A 19139-nucleotide genomic window follows, 5' to 3' on the forward strand; every position below is an offset into this window, starting at 1 on the left:
TGCTCGCGGATCTTGCGCGGCGGCACCGGGCCGCGCGCCGCGTCCGCCGCCAGGATCACTTATCATGTCGGCCAGGCAATTCGCGACGAAAGGCAGACCATGTTTACAGGCATTGTTCAGGGTGTTGGCACCATCAACGCCATCAAGGATCACGGCGAGCTGAGGACGTTCAGCATCGAATTCCCCGAGCGCTTCACCGACGACATCGAGATCGGCGCGAGCGTGTCGGTCGATGGCGTGTGCCTGACGGTGACGACCATCCATTCGCCGGCGCTGATCGACTTCGACGTGATGCTGCCGAGCCTGCGGATCACGACGCTCGCCGACCTTACGACCGGCGCGCGGGTCAACGTCGAGCGGGCCGCGAAGGACGGCGCGGAGATCGGCGGGCATCCGCTGTCCGGTCATGTCGATTTCACGGGGACCATCGCGCACATCGCGTCGTCCGAGCACAACCGGATGATCCGCATCGGCGTGCCGGCCGAATTCAAGCGCTACGTGTTCGCGAAGGGCTACATCGCGATCAATGGCTGCAGCCTCACCGTGTCGGACGTCAATCGCGACGAAGGGTGGTTCGACGTCTGGCTGATTCCGGAAACGCGCCGCGCGACCACGTTCGATGCGAAGGGCGTGGGCGACAAGGTCAACATCGAGATCGAGCGCAGCACGCAGGTCGTCGTGGATACGATTCGCGAGTCGGTCAAGGAAACGCTCGGCGAATTGAACGGCCTCGTCACCGCGCTGCTCGCGGAAAAAGGCATCGATATCGAGGAACTGCTGGCGCGTAACGTCGCGCGGCTGCCGAAGCAGTAAGCGCGATGCCCGCGTGCCAGGTGATCCGCCGGATCACCGGGTACGGGATATCGCATCGCGCCGCGGCGATCGAACGACATCGGCCGCGGCCACCCGTCACTCCGCCTCCACCCGCGCCCCCTTCCCCACCGCCACGCGCTGCGCGCGATAAATCCCCGCGTGCCCGGAAAACAGATACGCGACGACACAGGCGACGATCGCATACACGCCGATGTCCGCGCCGAACAGTTCGATCGCCATGATCGTCGACGCGATCGGTGTGTTCGCCGCGCCCGCGAACACCGCGACGAAGCCAAGCCCCGCGAGCACGGGTACCGGCAGCGCCAGCACCTGGCCGAGCGCATTGCCGAGCGTCGCGCCGATGTAGAACAGCGGCGTCACCTCGCCGCCCTTGAACCCGGACGCGAGCGTGACGACGGTGAACGCGAACTTGCCCGCGAAATCATAAGGCGGCAGCGGGCCGTGAAACGCGGCCTCGATCGTCGGGATGCCGAGGCCGAGATACTGCGGCACGTTCAGCACGGTCGCGGCCACCGCGACCAGCAGGCCGCCGATCACCGGCTGCAGCGGCGCATGGCGGATCACGCGGCGAAACCACGCGGTCAGCGCATGCGTCGCAAACGCGAACAGCCGCCCGACCACGCCGAACGCGATGCCCGCGACGACCGTCACGGCGAGCCCGGTCACGGTGACGGCCGGCACGGATGGAATCGCATAGGCCGTGTGATGGACGCCCCACGCGCGGCACACGACGTCCGCGACGATCGCCGACGCGACGCAGGTCAGCAGCGCGTCGTAGCGCAGGCGTCCGATCGCGAGCACCTCGAGCCCGAACACGGCGCCCGCGAGCGGCGTGCCGAACACCGACGCGAAGCCGGCCGCGATGCCGCCCATCAGCAGCACGCGGCGATGCTCGCGATCGAGGCGGAGCACGTGCGTGATGCGATCGGCAAGCGCGCCGCCCATCTGCACGGCCGTGCCCTCGCGCCCGGCAGAGCCGCCGAACAGGTGCGTGACGACGGTCGCGACGAGCACGAGCGGCGCCATCCGCTTCGGCACGAGCGCCTTCGGGTCGTGAATCTCGTCGATCAGCAGGTTGTTGCCGCGCGCGACCGACTGGCCGAATCGATGGTAGATCCAGCCGGTGGCGAAGCCGGCGGCCGGCAGCCCCCACAGCAGCCACGGATGCGCGACGCGCGTACCGGTCGCCCAGTCGAGCGCGATCAGGAACAGCGCGGAAGCCGTGCCGGCGAGCGCGCCGAGCAGGGCCGAAAGCGCGAGCCAGCGGCACACGTAGCGCACGGTCGCGAAAAAATCGGCAGAAGTCGTGAAAAACATGATTTCCCAGATTCGACGGAACATCAAAACCTGGGCGGCAGAATACCGGATGGACGGCCTGCGACCTCCTGACGACCCAGGAACACGCAGGCATCATCAGCCGGGCAAACCGGCGGTTGAGGGCCGCACCGCGCGCGCCACGCGCCGGGAACGACCGCAGGGAGGCATGCCATCTCCGCAGGCGGCAATTGTACGCGACGGCGCGCCACGCACACAATGCCGACGCCGCCGGGCCGCTGCGAAACGACGGCGCCGGCCCGCAGCACCGTCAGTCGCGCGGCGCGAGCGCGATCCGCGCGATCAGCCGGGGCGCGATCTGCTCGAGCGGCAGGATCGCCGACGCCGCGCCGATCGCCGCGGCCGCCTTCGGCATCCCGTACACGGCGCTCGTCGCCTCGTCCTGCGCGATCGTGTACCAGCCCTTCGCACGCATCGCCTTCAGGCCGAGCGCGCCGTCGCGTCCCATGCCGGTCAGCAGCACGCCGAGCGCCTCGCCCTGCCAGCCGTCCGCGACGCTGTTGAAGAACACGTCGATCGACGGCCGGTACGGCGTGTCGGCCGGATGCCGCGTATAGCCGAGCACGCCGCGCGGCGACAGCGTCAGATGGTCGTTGGTCGCCGCGAGCAGCACCGCGCCGGCCTCCGGCACGCTGCCCTGCCGCGCGACGCGCACCGGCAGCCGCGTATAGCCGTCGAGCCATTCGGCCATGCCGTACGCGAATGCCTGGTCGACGTGCTGGACGATCACGATCGCGGCCGGAAAATCGGCCGGCAGCGCGCGCAGCAGCGCGGTGAGCGCGGTCGGCCCGCCCGCCGACGCACCGATCGCGACGAGCGTCGGCTGGCCGCGCGCGGACGCGGGCCCCGGCGGCACGAGCGCCGCGGAACGGCTTTCGAGCAGCCGGCCGATCTGGTCGATCTTCGCGAGCAGCGCCTGCGGCGACGCGTCGGTCGACAGCCCGAGCGCGAGCGTCGGCGTGTCGACCGCGTCGAGCGCGCCCGCGCCCATCGCCTCGTACACCGACGACGTGTTGGCGCTGACGCTCGCCGTCACGATCAGGATCGCGCACGGCGCGCGCGCCATGATCCGCCGCGTCGCGGCGACGCCGTCGACCTTCGGCATCACGAGATCCATCAGCACGACGTCGGGCGGGTGCGCGACGCAGAAATCCACCGCCTCGTCGCCATCGGTCGCCACCCACAGCACGCGATGGTCCGCGCGCAGCGCGATCACGCGGCGCAGCGCCTCCACGGCCAGCGGCAGATCGTTGACGATGCCGATGTTCATTCTCGCGCGTCTCCGATCAGGTCGTGCACGGCATCGAGCAGCGCTTCGTCGTGGAAGCTGCTCTTCGCGAGGTAGTAATCGGCGCCGGCGTCGAGCCCGCGGCGGCGATCCTCGTCGCGATCCTTGTACGACACGATCATCACCGGCACGCGCTTGAGCATCGGGTCGTTCTTGATCAGCGTCACGAGTTCGATCCCGTCCATGCGCGGCATGTCGACGTCGGTCACGACGAGATCGAACGCATCGCTGCGCACCGCGTTCCACCCTTCCATCCCGTCGACCGCGACCGTCACGTCGTAGCCGCGCTTTTCCAGCAGCTTGCGTTCGAGCTCGCGCACCGTCAGCGAATCGTCGACGACGAGCACGCGGCGGCGCCGGTCGGCGAGCGCGAGCTGCGGATCGCGCGAGACCCGCGCGAGCTGCCCGCCGCGCACGAGCTTGTCGACCGAGCGGATCAGGTCCTCCACGTCGACGATCAGCACCGGGTCGCCGTTCTCGAGCAGCGCGCCGGCCGCGATGTTCTGGATCTTGTTCAGGCGGCTGTCGAGCGGCTGCACGACGAGCATCCGTTCGCCGAGGAAGCGGTCGACCGCGACGCCGTACAGCTCGGGTTCGCCGCCGACGACCACGACGGCCGTACTGGCGCGCGCCACGTCGGGTTCGCCCGCGTCGAGCAACTGGTGCGCGGCGACGAGGCCCGCGCGCCGGCCGTCGAACGGAAAATGCGGCTGCCCTTCGAGCACGTCGATGTCGTCGTGCGCGAGTTCCAGCGTGCGGCGCACGTGCGCGAGCGGGAACGCGTACGGCTCGCCGCCGACCTCGACGAGCAGGCTGCGGATCACCGACAGCGTGAGCGGCAACTGCAGCACGAAACGCATGCCGGCACCCGGCTCGTTGAAGATCCGCACCGCGCCGCGCACGCCGCGCACCATCTCCTGCACTGCATCGAGGCCGACGCCGCGCCCCGATACGTCGGTCACCGCGTCGCGCATCGAGAAGCCCGGCAGCAGCAGGAATTCGAGCAGTTCGGGATCGGACAGCCGCGCGGCCGTCTCGTCGTCGGTCAGGCGCTGGCGCACGACGGCCGCGCGCAGCGCGTCCATGTCGACGCCCGGCCCGTCGTCGATCACGCTGACGAGCAGCGAGCCGGCGCTGTGGCGCGCCTCGAGCGTGACGCTCGCCTCGGCCGGCTTGCCGCGCGCGTGCCGCGCTTCGGGCGAATCGACGCCGTGGTCGATCGCGTTGCGCAGCAGGTGGCCGAGCGGCGCGTCGAGCAGGTCGAGGATGTCGCGATCGACCTGCGTGCCTTCGCCGACGATCGAGAAACGCACCTGCTTGCCGAGCGAGCGCGCGAGATCGCGCACGATGCGCGGATACGCACGCGTCGCGTCGCCGAACGGCCGCATCCGGCATTGCAGCGCCTCGTCGTAAAGCTGCTCGGCGATGTGCGTGCTGCGCCGCTCGAAGCGGTCGAATTCGTCCATGCGCTCGGCGAGCGAGCGCTGCAGGTCGTTGAGCATGTGCCGAACTTCGTTCATCGACGCGAGCATGCCGGCGTCGAGATCGTCGGCGAACTGCTCGACCATCAGGTCGAGCGAACGGGCCGCGTCGCGCTGCGCGCGCTTCACGCGCAGCATCGATTCGGCGAACGGCTTGAGCCAGCGCGATTCGACCAGCGATTCGCCGGACAGGCTCAGCAGCCGGTTCAGCGTATCGGCGCGCACGCGGCGCATCGCGCCGGCGCCCGCCACGCGCCCGGCCTGGGCCGGATCCGGCGCCGGGCCCGACACGGCGAGCGGCGGCACCGCGGCACCGGCCCCGACCGGCTCGTTCGCGGCGCCGTCGTGCTCGCGATACGGCACGAACGACGGCGGTGCGGGCGGCGGCGCGGCGGCCGGCGCCTGCATCGTCTGCGCGCCGTCGGCGCCCGTCAGCGCCGCCGCGAACACGTCGATCTCGGTCTGCGACACGGGATGCCCCTGCGGATCGCCGACGCGCACCAGCAAATCGACGCCGGCCAGCAGCACGTCGACGTGCGTGGCCGTCAGTGCGATCGTGCCGGCCTGCGCGGCGACGAAGCACTCTTCCATCCGCCCCGCGATCTCGACGCCCATCGGCACGCCGACGATGCGGGCGGCGCCCTTCAGCGAATGCGCGGCGCGCATGCACGCTTCGAGCGCGACGGAATCGGGCTCGCCCGATTCGAGCGCGAGCAGCCGCTCCGACAGCGCCTGCGTCTGCGTGCGCGTCTCCTCGCGATACAGCTCGAGCAGCGACAGGTGGCTCAGGTCGTCGTCACCGCTCATCGCATGCTCCGTGTCACGGCGTCGAACAGACGGTCGTCGTCGAGCAGCCCCACCGACTTGCCGCGCCACGACAGCACGCCGCGCGACAGGCCGGCGCTCGCACGCCCGACCGTCGCGGGCACCGGCACCCAGTCGGACGCGCCGAAGCGCAGCACGCCCTCGACTTCGTCCACCGGAAACACGACCGGTTCGCCCTGGTGCGCGGCCACCAGCAGCCGCGTGAAACGGCCGTCGCCACCACCGCTCCCGCCGCGGCCGGCCTTGCCGGCATCGAGGCCGAGCAGCGCGCCGATCGAGATCGCGATACGCAGCGTGCCGCGGATGTTGACCACACCGCGCACGGCGGAATGGCGTCGATGCGGCAGCGAATGGATCGGGCGCGTGCCGGCGATCTCGCGCAGCACGCCGATCGGCAGCGCGAGCCATTCGTCGGCCACCCGGAACGCGAGCGCCGCATGGCGCGCGTCGCCGGCGTCGTCGCCCGCGCGCGCCGTGCCGAACGCGCTCATCCGGCGCGTGACGTCCGCCATCTCGGCCACGTCGAGCGGACGCTCGAGCAGCCTCGCCGCGTTCGACGCATAGACCGGGCAGTTCAGGCAGCGCTGGCAGTCGTTCAGCCGTTCGCACGAGCGGTCGCCGCGCGTGCCGATCCGGTTCCAGCAGTCGTCGACGTCGAGCGTCGCATCGTCAGTGGCAGCGGCGTCGCGGTTCATGCATTCCTCCGGTCATCGCGGTGTCGGTCCCATTCCCGTCGTCGTGTCAGCCGGCCGAACGCCGGGCGCGTTCGAGCAGCCATTGCGCGCCCGCGCGATCGCCGCCGACGTCGAGCAGCGTCGCGAGATGCGTCAGCGCCTCGTGATGCGTGGGGCGCAGGTACAGCGCCTTCCGGTAGAAGTCGCTCGCTTCCGCGGCGCGCCCGCGCGCATCCGCGATCAACCCGTTCAGGTAGAACGCATCGGCATGCGGGCCGACGCGCGCCGAGAACTGCGCGAGCACGCGCTCGGCCTCGTCGAACGCGCCCGCGTTCGCCAGCGCCTGCGCATCTTCCAGCGTCGGCGTGTCGTCGAGCGTCGACGCGACGCCGTCGTGAGCCGGCGCGGCGGCCTCGGCGGTTGCCAACGCCAGGTCGGCCCGTGCGCCGATCGCGGCCGTCTGCACGGCCGGCGCCGCTGCCGCGAACGGCTCACGCGCGTCGCCGCGCCAGGCCGGCGGCGCCACGGCCGGCACCGCGCGCGGGGCGACCGTGAAGCGGTCCGCGCGCCGGGACGCCGCCGCGGCGGACAGCGGCGCAACCGGCCGCACCGCGCCCGCATCGACCGGCGCGCCGGCCGGCTCGCGATGAAACGCGAACGCGAGCGGCACGCGCGCCGAGCGCATCCCGTGCCGCATCGCGACGCCTGTTTCGGCCGGCCCGACGAACAGCATGCCGTCGTCGGCAAGACGCGCGTCGAGCGAGCGGATCACGCGATCCTGCGCATCGCGGTCGAAATAGATCAGCACGTTGCGGCAGAACACGAAGTCGTAGCGAATGCCGGTATCGGGCACCGGCTCGACGAGGTTCGCGTGGCTGAACTGCACGCACGCGCGCACGCGCTCGTCGAGCAGCCAGCCGTCGCGGGTCGGCGTGAAATACCGCGTACGGAACTCGGTCGCCGTCCCGCGGAATGCATTGCGCCCGTAACAGCCCAGCCGCGCCTGCTCGATCGCGCGCGCGCTGAGGTCGATCGCGTCGATCGCGAAGCTGGCCGGCTCGAGCCCCGCATCCAGCAACGCCATCGCCGCCGAATACGGCTCCTCGCCCGTCGAACACGGCGCGCTCAGCACGCGGATCACGCGGCCGGGCATTGCGGCGAGTCGTTCGGCAGCCAGCCGCGCGAGCGTCGCGAAGGCCTCGCGGTCGCGGAAGAACCATGTCTCCGGAACGACGAACAGCTCGATCAGCGCGCGCCGTTCGTCGGCCGACGCGTTGAGCTGCTGCCAGTACGCATCGAGCGCTTCCGGCGTCACGGGCGCTCGCGCAGCCGACGGCACGCGCTCGCCGTCGGCCTGCAGCGCATGCACGCGATCGGTCAACGCCCGCATCAGGAAATCGTTGCCGAGCGAATCGGGGTCGATGCCGGTCTCGCGCAGCAACCAGCCGCGAAATCGCGATTCGGACACGTTCATGCAGACTCCTCCCCGTGGCCCGACAGGCCGTCGAACAGATACAGGCGCGCAACGTCGTCGATCAGGTCGGGCACCGACACCTGCTGCACGACGCCGTCGGGCGTGTTCGCGACCCGCCCGAGCCAGCGCGTGCGCGCGGTCGCGATGCCGCTCGCGCGAAACGCCGCGCGGTCGATCCGCATCGTCTGCGTCGCACGCTCGACGATCAGGCCGATCGTGCGCTCGCCGTCAGCGTGACCGGCGCGATAGCGGACCAGCACGAGCCGCGTCGAGCGCAGCGCCTGCGCGCGCCGCCCGAGCGCCAGCATCGGCACGTCGATCACCGGCACCGGCTGGCCGTCGCGCATCAGCAGCCCGGCAATCCAGTCGGGCGCGCCGGGCATCGCCTTCATGACGGCGAGCGGCAGCACCTTGTCGATGCCGGCCGCGTCGAGCGCATAACGCTCGCCGTCGAGCTCGAACATCAGGAACAGCGCGCGGGCGCCGTTCTGCGGATCGGCGCGCGTCACGCGTCGACCTTGAAGCGCGACACGCTGGTGCGCAACTGGTTCGCGACGAGCGTCAGGTCGTCGATCGCCTGCGACGACTGGCGCAGCGATTCGGCCGTCTGCTGCGCGGCCTCCGACAGTTGCGACAGCGCCTGCGTGATCTGCTCGGCGCCGTTTGCCTGCGTCTGCATGCCTTCGTTGACCATCTGGAAGCGCGGCGCGAGCGTCTGCACCTCGGCGATGATCTGCGACAGTTGCCCGCCGACCTGCTGCACGTCGAGCATCCCGCGGCGGACTTCCTCGGAGAACTTGTCCATCCCCATCACGCCCGCCGACACGGCCGACTGGATTTCCTTCACCGTCTGCTCGATGTCGTAGGTCGCCACCGCCGTCTGGTCGGCGAGGCGGCGGATCTCGGTCGCGACGACCGCGAAGCCGCGGCCGTACTCGCCGGCCTTCTCGGCCTCGATCGCCGCGTTCAGCGACAGCAGGTTGGTCTGGTCGGCCACCTTGGTGATCGTCGCGACCACCTGGTTGATGTTCAGCGCCTTCTCGTTGAGGATCGCGAGCTTCGCGTTCACCGAGCCGGCCGCGTCCATCACGCTGCGCATCGTCTCGCCCATCCGCGTGAGCCCGCTCTGGCTCACGCCCGCGAGCGTCGCCGACTGCTCGGCCACGCCGGCCACCTCGTTCATCGTGCGCAGCAGGTCGCGCGACGTCGCGAAGATCTCGCGCGAGGTCGCGCCGATCTCGGTCGTCGTCGCCGCGGTTTCGTTCGCGGTCGCCTGCTGCTCGCGCGAGGTGGCCGCGATCTCGGCCACCGACGTCGTCACCTGCAGCGACGATTGCTGCGCGCGCGACACCAGCTCGGTCAGCTCGTCGGCCATCCGGTTGAAGCCCGTCTCGAGCGTGCCGAACTCGTCGCGGCGACGCAGGTCGAGGCGATGTGTCAGGTTGCCGGTGCGCATCACGTCGTGCACCTCGACGAGCCGCGCCATCGGCACGGTGACCGAACGGTACAGCATGTAGCCGAGTCCGAGCGCGGACAGCAGCATGAACGCCAGCGCGGTCGCCAGCACGATCTCGGTGTCCTGCACGGATTCGCGGATCAGCTTCGCGGACTGCTCGGCGAACTTGCGGTTCTCCTGCACCAGCACGTTCGCGTTGCGCACGACCTCGGTCCACGCGGGCAGCGTTTTCGCGTACGCGGCGACCGCGTCTTCGCGCGACGCGCGGCCCTTCTGCACCGCTTCGTTCAGCAACGGCACGTAGTGATCGTAGGCGCCGCGGAACGCCGTGAAGCGCTGCCGGTCGTCGTCGCGAAACGTCGTGTTCTGGTAGTCCACCGTCAGCGACTCGACCTCCTTCAGCGCGTCGGCGATCTTCGCGAGATCGCGCTGCGCGGCGTCGGGATCGGTTTCGACGAAGATCGCGCGCTGCAGCAGCGTGAACGATTCGTTGACCGCGCCGCGCAGCGTCGACGCGAGGTAGACGCCGGGCAGCGAGTCGCGCTCGATGCTGACGGCTTCGGCGTTGATCGCACGCAGTCGCTCGTACGACACGCCGGCCGTCACCAGCATCAGCACGAACAGCACGCCGAAGCTGAGCAGGATGCGATTGCCGAGCGTCAGCCGGGCGGCGCCGATCGTCGGATGCAGGCTTTCATTGGTCGCGCGGGGCGTCACGGTGGCCATGTTCGTTATGGGCTTTCTAAATTCAGCGTTGAAAAAACCGCGCCCGCGTGCGCGCCGAATGGCGCGCCACGAGCGCATCGGGGTCTCCCGGGCGGCGCGGCGGCGGCAGGCCGCGCCGCGACATCACCGCTCCGCCTGCGCCGGCAGCCGAAGCGCGACCATGAAACCGCGCGCCGTATTGCGCATCAGGATCTGGCCGCGATGCCGCGCCGCCGTTGCGCGGACGAATGCGAGGCCGAGGCCGAAACCGCCGCGCGCCGCGCCATGCGCGGATTCGAGCTGCACGAACGACTCGGTCGCGGCGGTACGCTGCTCCGGCGCGATGCCGGCGCCGGCATCCTCGACGCCGATCAGCCAGGCGCCGTCCTCGCCGCCCAGCGTGCAATGTACGTCCATCCCGGCCGGGCCGTATTTCAGCCCGTTGTCGACCAGGTTCGCGACCGCGCGCGTCAGCATCATCCGGTCGCCCATCGTCACGCACTCGCCGTCGGGCACGTGCGCGATCACCCGGCAGCCGAGCCCGGCCGCCTTCTCCCACAGCTGGTCGACGGCGTCGACCACGATCTCGTTGAGACTCACGACTTCGTGCGCGCGGCGCTCGGACTGCGCGCGGGTCAGGTGGATGAAGCCGTCGGCGAGCGCGAGCGCGCGCCGCGCATGGCCGGCGATGCGCTCCATGATCGCCGGCATGTCGCCGTGTTCGGCCCGGTAGACGTCGAGCAGCGCGAGGATCGACGTCTGCGGCGAACGCATGTCGTGCGACAGGAAATCGAGCGCCTCGTCGCGCTGCCGCGACATCAGGTACGAATTCGAGTGGTAGCGAATGCGCGCGGTCAGTTCCATCGCGTCGGGAAGCTTCACCAGATAGTCGTTCGCGCCGGCGATGAACGCCTCGCGCTTGACGATCGGCTCTTCCTTCGCGGACAGCACGATGATCGGCACGCGCGCGGTGCCGGCGTCCGCGCGCCACGCGCGCACGAGATCGAGGCCGTCGATCTCCGGCATCACAAGATCCTGCAGGATGACCGTCGGCTTCACGTCGCGCGCGACCGCCATCGCCCGATGTGCATCGGTGCACACGTGCAGGTCGATGTCGTGCTCGCTGCGCAACGCGCGGCGGATCACCTCGCCGACGAATGGCTGATCGTCGACAAGGAGGACCGATAACCCCGATTCGAGGCAATCCGAGGCATTATCACTACTCGATTCTTTCATAAATCCAGTTTCAAACGCCGAATCTCCAAACGATTCTTTCATAGGAGTTGTTTATCCGACTTGGGCGCCATCTTATATTGGCAGTTGAAAAACCCGCCTGATTCCGCGGATTAGGCCTGTCGGCACTGCCTTGCGGGGCCTCGGACGCCGTTGTTTCCCCGTCGGCGACCGCATTACCTCCGCATTCTTTCTCTCAATAAACATAACCGGCTGATTCTAAATGAAATTAGAACACAGCATCTATCTCCTTCCGGTTTAGTTTTGCCAAATATGCAGAAAGAGACGGAAACGGATAAATCGGATCATTTCCGGATTCGACGCACGATAACGTTTGCGAGACCCGCGCCATAAGGCTTGCATGTCGTGCAAGGCTGCGGGATCAGTCGTATTGGGGCCCGATCCTGACAAGTCCAACCGGCAGTGGGACGGGGAAATCGCACGGCGGCCGACGCTCGATCCGCATGCGTAGGAGAACCGGCGGCGGAGCCGGCAGGACGCCGGCCCCGTGGGGGTGAGTCGTGAGCCCGCGCCCGATTAACCGCGCGCGTGCTGCGCGGACACTTCCTGCAGGTCGAGGTCGCGTTCGAGCGTGTGCAGCATCTCGTCGTGAATGCGCCCCGACCGGTGCAGGCGCAACAGCTCGGCGCGCCCGGCCCGGATCGCGGCCAGCACCACGTCGTAGTGCGCGGTGCGCAGTTCCGCCGGATACGCGGGCGCGTTCTTCGACCGTTCGGTCAGCTCGGCGCGATACGTGTACTGCTCGAGCAGGCGCGGATGGATCACGACGCCGTTCTCGTCGCGCACGAGCGGCTGGATCGCCGCGAGCTGCGCGGCCTCGACGTACGCCCACGTCTGCGGCTCGGTCAGGTGGTGCGCGGCGCGCTCGTCGCGCGGCGGCAGGCGCAGCAGCCGGATCAGCGGGCCGATCGTCGTGCCCTGCAGCAGCACGGTGACGAGGATCACCGCGAACGATGCGACCAGGATCACGTCGCGGCCGGGTAGCGCCTCGGGCAGCGACAGCGCGATCGCCAGCGTCACCACGCCGCGCATCCCGGCCCAGCTCATGATCGTCGCGGCCTTCCAGTCCGGCGCCTCGCCGCGGCCCGCGAGGCCGCGCACCGGCCACTTCAGCGCCTCGACCGCGTAGATCCACACGAAGCGCGACACGATCACCGCCGCCAGTACCGCGAGCACCGGCGGCACCATCGTGCCGAGCACCTGCTCGAAGCCGCCGAGCCGATGGATCGCGCCGCGCAGCGACAGCCCGATCAGCACGAACACCAGCGCCTCGAGCAGGAACACGATGACCTGCCAGAACGCGGTGCCGCGCGTGCGCACGGCCGCCGAAAACACTTCGTGCTGATGCCAGCCGACGATCATGCCGGCCGTGACGGTCGAGATCACGCCCGACACCTCGACCATTTCGCCCGCGATGTACGCGATCCAGCCGGCGATCACCGCGACGGTGATCACGAGATAGTCGTCGTCGAGCAGCTTCAGGAACCACACGACGAGCTTGCCGACCACGAAGCCGACCACCACGCCGCCGAGCCCGAGCTCCGCGAAGCGCACGACCGCGTGCTCGAGGCTGAACGCGCCGGTGAGCGCGGCCGCGACCGCGAAGCGGAACAGCACGAGGCCGGCCGCGTCGTTCAGCAGGCTCTCGCCTTCGAGCAGCACCATCAGCCGGCGCGGCAGCGCGACGCGTTCGAGCACGGCCTTCGCGGCCACCGCATCGGGCGGCGACACGATCGCGCCGAGCGCGAAGCACGCGGCCCACGGCAGCGTCGGCACCACCCAGTGCACGGCGAAGCCGACCGCGAACGTCGTGAATACGACCGCGCCGATCGCCAGCATCAGGATGCCGCCGACGTTGCGCTTGAATTCTTCCCACACGGAGAAGTACGCACCGTCCATCAGCAGCGGCGGCAGGAACACCAGCAGCACCAGCTCGGGATCGAGATCGATCGGCGGCAGGCCGGGGATGAACGCGATGCCGATGCCGCCGATCAGCAGCGCGGCCGCGGGCGGCAGCCGCAGCCGCTTGGCGATGCATTCGAGCGCGACGATCGCGAGGAATGACAACAGAACCAGCTTGAATGCCGAGACGGGGGACATGAATCGACCTCGTGAAGAATGAATTCGCGCGTTCCGGCGTCGTACCCCGGTCGGCAGTTTCGCGCGATTACATCACGAGGCGACGCCCATCGTCGAGCCCGTGTCGGGCAGTTCGGCGCGCGGGACACGCGCGGCGCCGCACCGCGCTCGCGACGCGCGATGAAAGAACGGCACGCGGGCCGGCCCGATCGCCCGCCCGCGTGCCGTCATGGCGCCGCGCCGCCTGCCGCGCGTTACCGGCGCCGCACGACCATCAACCGCGGCTCGGTCATGTCCTCGATCGCGTAGCGGACGCCTTCGCGGCCGAGGCCCGAATCCTTCACGCCGCCGTACGGCATGTTGTCGACGCGAAACGACGGCACGTCGTTGATCACGACGCCGCCGACTTCCAGCTCGTCCCACGCGCGCTGCGCATGCGTGAGCGAATCGGTGAACACGCCGGCCTGCAGCCCGAAGTCGCTGTCGTTCACGCGCGCGAGCGCGTCGTCGAAGCGGTCGAACTTCTCGAGGATCGCGACGGGGCCGAACGCCTCCTTCCGGTACAGGTCCTGCTCGCGCCCGACGTTCTCCAGCAGCGTCGCCTCGAACATCGCGCCGTCGACCTTGCCGCCCGCGACGATCTTCGCGCCCGCCGCGACGGCCGCGTCCATCCAGCCCGACAGCCGGCGCGACTCGGATTCGGAGATCATCGGCCCGACGAACGTCGACGGATCCTTCGGATCGCCCATCTTCAGCGAACGCGTCTTCGCGATCAGCTTCTCGCGCAGCGCGTCGTACAGGTCGGCATGCACGAGAATCCGCTGCACGCCGATGCAGCTCTGGCCCGACTGGTAGTACGCGCCGAACGCGAGGCGATCGACCACGTAGTCGAGCCGGTCGCGCTGGTCGGCATCGACGATCGCGGCCGCGTTGCCGCCGAGTTCCAGCACGACTTTCTTCTTGCCGGCCTTCTCCTTCAGCGCCCAGCCTACCGCCGGCGAACCGGTGAACGACAGCAGCTTGAAGCGCTCGTCGGTCGTGAAGAGGTCGGCGCCGTCGCGATGCGCGGGCAGCACCGAGAACGCGCCCTTCGGCAGGTCGGTTTCCGCGAGCACCTCGCCGATGATCAGCGCGCCGATCGGCGTGCGGCTCGCCGGCTTCAGCACGAACGGGCAGCCGGCCGCGAGCGCGGGCGCGACCTTGTGCGCGGCGAGGTTCAACGGGAAGTTGAACGGCGAGATGAACGAGCACGGGCCGACCGGCACGCGCTTCGTGTAGCCCGTATAGCCCTGCGCCCGCGCGGAAATCTCGAGATTGACGATCTCGCCGTCGATGCGCACCGATTCCTCGGACGCGACGCGGAACGTGTCGATCAGCCGCGTGACTTCGCCCTTCGAATCGTTGATCGGCTTGCCGGCCTCGATGCACAGCGCCTCGGCCAGCTCGTCGAAACGTTCGCGAAACCGCGCGACGCAATGATCGAGCACGGCCTGCCGCTTGTAGGCCGGCATCTCGCGCATCGGCTTCGTGGCGTCGACTGCCGCGGCGATCGCCGCGTCGATCGCCTTCGCGTCGGCCAGCGCGACGCGCGTGGCGACCTTGCCGCTGAACTTGTCGGTCACCTCCAGATCGGTGTTCGCGTAGACGGCTTCGTTGGCGAGATAGTACGGATAGGTTTCCTTCAACATGGAACGACTCCTTCCTGTGAACGGGGAATTCAGAGTTGCGCCGACAGGCGCTTGATCTCGCGGTTCAGCACGCGCTCGTTGTCCGAGTAGTCGATCGGCACGTCGATCACGTGCACGCCCGGCGACGCGAAGCATTCGCGCAGCAGCGGCTCGAGATCGTCGGCCGACTCGACGCGATGCCCGTGCGCGCCGTAGCTTTGCGCGTACGACACGAAATCGGGGTTCTGCAGCGTCATCGCGAAATCGGGAAAGTTCATGTTCTCCTGCTTCCAGCGGATCATCCCGAACGCGTCGTCGCGCAGGATCATCACGACGATGTCGAGCTTCAGCCGCACGGCCGTTTCGAGCTCCTGCGAATTCATCATGAAGCCGCCGTCGCCGCACACGGCGATCACCTTGCGCTGCGGATGCACGATCTTCGTCGCGATCGCCGACGGCAGGCCCGCGCCCATCGACGCGAGCGCGTTGTCGAGCAGCAGCGAGTTCGGCTCGTGCGCACGCCAGTAGCGCGCGAACCAGATCTTGTACATCCCGTTGTCGAGACAGACGATGCCGTCCACCGGCAACGCGTTGTACAGGTCGTTCACGATCCGCACCGGGTACATCGGGAAGCGCGGATCGTGCTGGCCCTTTTCCAGATGCGCGTCGAAATGCGACTTGATCATCCTGAAGCGCTCGAAATCCCAGTGCGATTGCGGCGTCAGCGCCTCCTTCATCTGCCACACCGCATTCGCGATGTCGCCGACCACCTCGATCTGCGGGAAATAGACGGGGTCGACCTGCGCGCCGAGGAAGTTCACGTGGATCACGGTCTTGTCGTCGGTGCGCATGAAGAACGGCGGCTTCTCGATCACGTCGTGGCCGACGTTGATGATGCAGTCCGCATGCTCGATCGCGCGATGCACGAAGTCGCCGTCGGACAGCGTCGCGTTGCCGAGCCACAGCGGGTGCGTCTCGTCGATCACGCCCTTGCCCATCTGCGTCGTGAAGAACGGAATGCCCGTCTTGTCGACGAATTCGAGCAGCATCTTGCAGGTGGTCTTGCGGTTGCCGCCCGCGCCGATCATCAACAGCGGATGACGCGCGGCCTGGATCGCGTCGACCGCATGCGCGACCGCCTTCTCCTCGGCCACCGGCCGCCGGCTGTAGCTGCGCGGGATCGGCTTGCCGTCGCCCTCCTCGTGCGCGATGTCCTCGGGCAGTTCGAGGTGCGCGGCGCCCGGGCGCTCTTCCTCCGCGCGGCGAAACGCCTCGCGCACGGCCGACGGGATGTTGCCGATCGACACGATCTGCCGCGTGAATTTCGTGAGCGGCTGCATCATGTCGACCACGTCGACGATCTGGAAGTGGCCCTGCTTGCTGGACTTGATCGGCTTCTGCCCGGTGATCATCAGCATCGGCATCCCGCCGAGCTGCGCATACGCGGCGGCCGTCACGAAGTTCGTCGCACCCGGCCCGAGCGTCGCGAGACACACGCCGGTGCGGCCCGTGAGGCGGCCGTAGGTGGCGGCCATGAACCCGGCCGCCTGCTCGTGCCGGGTCAGCACGAGCTTGATCTTCGATCGCCGCAGCGATTCGAGCAGATCGAGGTTTTCTTCGCCGGGAATGCCGAACACGTACTCGACGCCTTCGGCTTCCAGCGCCTTCACGAACAGATCCGATGCTTTCATGGGACTCTCGGTTATGCCGCCTGCCCGGCCTACGGACACGCGGCGTTCAGGACGCGCGCCGGCCTACGGCACGCGGACGCCTTACCTGCTGGACACAAACCACGGCACTGCTCGCCGCGCGACACGCGATGCCGGAGCGTGATGCGCGATGCGCGGCGGCGCCTCCGGATGATGGAGGACGAACGGATCCGCCCGCGCGCGGCCAGCTCGCGCGAACGGCAAAGACGTTTTCGATTGTAGACGGATTCCTGAAATTCCGGCTTCGGCCGGATGGCCGGCTCCGCCAGCGGAACGATCGGCCTGACGGCCAGTCAACACCCGCCGACGCGCCGGCCGGGCTGTAATGGCAACGATGTTTCATTCAACAGACATGTGAACCATGGTTGACACACTGCAATTCATGCCCTACAGTCCTCCTGCATTCAGCATCCGGACCACCGACGTCTTCGACGCCTGGTTTGCCGGCCTGCCCGATCGCATCGCCAGGCGCCGCATCCAGGCGCGCATCGACCGCCTGTCGATGGGCAATCCGGGCGACTGGAAATCCGCCGGCTCGCCCGTCGTCGAAATGCGCATCGATCATGGGCCCGGCTATCGCGTCTACTACGCGAGGCGCGGGACGATCTGGGTGATCCTGCTCTGCGGCGGCGATAAATCGACGCAACAGGCCGACATACGCGCCGCGCACGCAATGCTCGCGCACCTCGACATGGAGTGATCGATGGACAAGATCAAGACGCGGCCGTGGGATTCGGCCGAACACCTGAAAACCGAAGACGACATGGCCGACTACTTCGACGCCTGCCTGCAGGAGGCCGGCGACGACCCGGCCTTCATCGCGCACGCGCTCGGCGTGATCGCCCGCGCGCGCGGCATGTCGCAGGTCGCGCGCGATGCGGGCCTGTCGCGCGAAGGGCTGTACAAGGCGCTGTCGCACGACGGCAATCCGAGCTTCGGCACGATCCTGAAAGTCATCAAGGCGCTCGGCCTGCAATTGCACGGCGCCAAGGCGGCCGCGTGACCGGGCGGCGCACGGCGTCGCGTCGTGCGCGCAACGCCCGTGCCCGCGTCAGTGCAGCCAGCCGGCCGCCCAGCGCGGCGCCAGCGACACCAGATACAACCCGAGCCCGATCAGTCCGCCGACCAGCGTGCCGTTGATGCGGATGTACTGCAGATCCTTGCCGATGTTCAGTTCGATCTGTCGCGACATCTCGCGCGCATCCCAGTTGCGCACCGTGTCGCGAATGTGACGCATCAGGAAATCGGCAAAATCGGGCGCCATCTCGTGCACGGCCTTCTCGATATGCTCGTTCAGCGACGCGCGCAGCGCCGGACTCTCGGCGAGCCGCGCGCCGAGCCAGCCGCCGAGCGTCGCGGCCTGCCGGTGCAGCGCAGAATCGGCGCGCGCGAGATCGGCCTTCAGCCAGGCCCGCAACTGGCCCCACAAGTCGCGCACATAGTCGTTGAACGCATCGCCGTCGCGGATGTAGCGCTTGATCTCGTCGCCCTTCGCGATGAATGCGGGGTCGTGCTTCAGCCGCTCGGTCAACCGCACGACCGTCCGGTCGAAGCGTTGCCGCAGTTCATGCTCGGGGTCGGCCGCCACGCCTTCCAGCACGCGGCTCACCGCACTCGCGAGCATCCGCGCGCCGTTCTCGCCGAACCACTGCGTCGGCATGATCTTCTCGACCTTCGGGTATTGCGTCTTCAGCCATTCGACGATGAAGCCCGCGATCACCTCGCGGTTCTCTTCCTTGTCGAGCACGTCGACCACCTGCTCGATCGCGTCGTCGAGCAGCGCCTGGTGGCGGCCGTCCTTCGTCAGCGTGTCGAGGATCGCGCCGGCCGATTGCGACAGGTCGACCCGGTCGATCACCGCGCGGAACGCATCGTGGACGAACGACTGGATCCGCGCGTCGTCGGTCATGTCGAGCGCGAAGCTCATCAGCTTCGTCACGTAGCCGCCGAGCGCGTTGGTGTTCGCGGGCTCGTCGAGCCACGCGCCGAGCATCCGCGCCGGGTCGTGCTGGCGGATCTGCGCGGCGAGCGCGTCGGGGCCGAGGAATTTCTCGCGCACGAACACCGCGAGGTTGTCGGCGATCTTGTCCTTGTTCTTCGGGATGATCTCGGTGTGGCGCGACACGAACGGAATCGGCACGCGGCGGAACAGCGCGACGACCGCGAACCAGTCGGCGAGCGCGCCGACCATCGCGGCTTCGGCGACGGCCTTGAAACCGTCGACCCACGGGCCGCGCGGCAGCAGGATGGTCGTGACGAACACCGCGACGGCCGCCAGCAGCAGCCACAGCGCACGGCGCTTGCTTCGTTTCAGTTCGAGAGCTTTGTCTGGCGTCATGGAGGACGGGCGGATCGGCG

Annotated in this window: 15 protein-coding genes and 1 riboswitch; of the genes, 3 read left to right on the plus strand and 12 right to left on the minus strand. The window is 68.8% G+C overall.

Going from position 1 to position 19139, the window contains the following annotated elements; all coding sequences use genetic code 11:
- The first annotated feature begins 99 nt into the window (after positions 1-99).
- On the plus strand, positions 100-813 hold the full coding sequence (locus tag WS64_RS23090) for a riboflavin synthase (RefSeq protein ID WP_060967801.1): 714 nt from the start codon (positions 100-102) through the stop codon (positions 811-813).
- Between the two features lie 96 nt (positions 814-909).
- On the opposite strand, the gene WS64_RS23095 is transcribed toward WS64_RS23090, so the two are convergent.
- The 11 genes from WS64_RS23095 to WS64_RS23145 form a co-directional block, all read right to left on the minus strand.
- Complete coding sequence (locus WS64_RS23095; RefSeq protein ID WP_060967802.1) at positions 910-2151, minus strand: voltage-gated chloride channel family protein; 1242 nt, start codon at positions 2149-2151, stop codon at positions 910-912.
- Between the two features lie 80 nt (positions 2152-2231).
- Positions 2232-2337: riboswitch (Fluoride riboswitch) on the minus strand.
- A gap of 82 nt (positions 2338-2419) precedes the next feature.
- Positions 2420-3439: a chemotaxis response regulator protein-glutamate methylesterase gene (locus WS64_RS23100; protein ID WP_059639082.1), complete on the minus strand. Its 1020-nt coding sequence runs from the start codon at positions 3437-3439 to the stop codon at positions 2420-2422.
- Positions 3436-5745: a hybrid sensor histidine kinase/response regulator gene (locus tag WS64_RS23105; RefSeq protein WP_059639081.1), complete on the minus strand. Its 2310-nt coding sequence runs from the start codon at positions 5743-5745 to the stop codon at positions 3436-3438. The genes WS64_RS23100 and WS64_RS23105 overlap by 4 nt, the downstream gene beginning before the upstream one ends.
- Positions 5742-6458, minus strand: a complete 717-nt coding sequence (locus WS64_RS23110) for a chemotaxis protein CheW (protein WP_060967803.1) — start codon at positions 6456-6458, stop codon at positions 5742-5744. Before WS64_RS23110 ends, WS64_RS23105 begins: the two co-directional genes overlap by 4 nt.
- A gap of 46 nt (positions 6459-6504) precedes the next feature.
- Positions 6505-7911 carry a CheR family methyltransferase gene (locus WS64_RS23115; RefSeq protein WP_060967804.1) on the minus strand — a complete coding sequence of 469 codons (1407 nt, stop codon included), beginning with the start codon at positions 7909-7911 and terminating at the stop codon, positions 6505-6507.
- Positions 7908-8420, minus strand: coding sequence for a chemotaxis protein CheW (locus WS64_RS23120; protein WP_059573753.1), 513 nt, complete (start codon positions 8418-8420; stop codon positions 7908-7910). Before WS64_RS23120 ends, WS64_RS23115 begins: the two co-directional genes overlap by 4 nt.
- Complete coding sequence (locus WS64_RS23125) at positions 8417-10093, minus strand: methyl-accepting chemotaxis protein (protein ID WP_059573752.1); 1677 nt, start codon at positions 10091-10093, stop codon at positions 8417-8419. Before WS64_RS23125 ends, WS64_RS23120 begins: the two co-directional genes overlap by 4 nt.
- A gap of 123 nt (positions 10094-10216) precedes the next feature.
- Positions 10217-11350: a hybrid sensor histidine kinase/response regulator gene (locus WS64_RS23130; RefSeq protein ID WP_059573751.1), complete on the minus strand. Its 1134-nt coding sequence runs from the start codon at positions 11348-11350 to the stop codon at positions 10217-10219.
- A 492-nt stretch (positions 11351-11842) separates the two neighbouring features.
- Entirely contained in the window at positions 11843-13426 is a 1584-nt protein-coding gene (locus tag WS64_RS23135; RefSeq protein ID WP_059639077.1) for a Na+/H+ antiporter, read from the minus strand.
- 233 nt (positions 13427-13659) lie between these two features.
- Positions 13660-15093 carry an aldehyde dehydrogenase family protein gene (locus WS64_RS23140; RefSeq protein WP_060311395.1) on the minus strand — a complete coding sequence of 478 codons (1434 nt, stop codon included), beginning with the start codon at positions 15091-15093 and terminating at the stop codon, positions 13660-13662.
- Positions 15094-15122: 29 nt separating this feature from the next.
- On the minus strand, positions 15123-16763 hold the full coding sequence (locus WS64_RS23145; RefSeq protein WP_059639075.1) for an acetolactate synthase large subunit: 1641 nt from the start codon (positions 16761-16763) through the stop codon (positions 15123-15125).
- A gap of 400 nt (positions 16764-17163) precedes the next feature.
- Between WS64_RS23145 and WS64_RS23150 the strand changes: the two genes are divergently transcribed.
- Both WS64_RS23150 and WS64_RS23155 read left to right on the plus strand, forming a co-directional pair.
- Positions 17164-17481, plus strand: coding sequence for a type II toxin-antitoxin system RelE/ParE family toxin (locus WS64_RS23150; protein ID WP_060163117.1), 318 nt, complete (start codon positions 17164-17166; stop codon positions 17479-17481).
- A gap of 3 nt (positions 17482-17484) precedes the next feature.
- Complete coding sequence (locus WS64_RS23155; RefSeq protein ID WP_006490972.1) at positions 17485-17784, plus strand: addiction module antidote protein; 300 nt, start codon at positions 17485-17487, stop codon at positions 17782-17784.
- A 48-nt stretch (positions 17785-17832) separates the two neighbouring features.
- Here the strand turns inward: WS64_RS23155 and WS64_RS23160 are convergent, their stop codons facing one another.
- Entirely contained in the window at positions 17833-19119 is a 1287-nt protein-coding gene (locus WS64_RS23160) for a DUF445 domain-containing protein (protein ID WP_060967805.1), read from the minus strand.
- Between the last annotated feature and the right edge of the window lie 20 nt (positions 19120-19139).

This window comes from Burkholderia anthina, from assembly GCF_001547525.1.
In the GTDB taxonomy this organism is placed as follows: domain Bacteria; phylum Pseudomonadota; class Gammaproteobacteria; order Burkholderiales; family Burkholderiaceae; genus Burkholderia; species Burkholderia semiarida.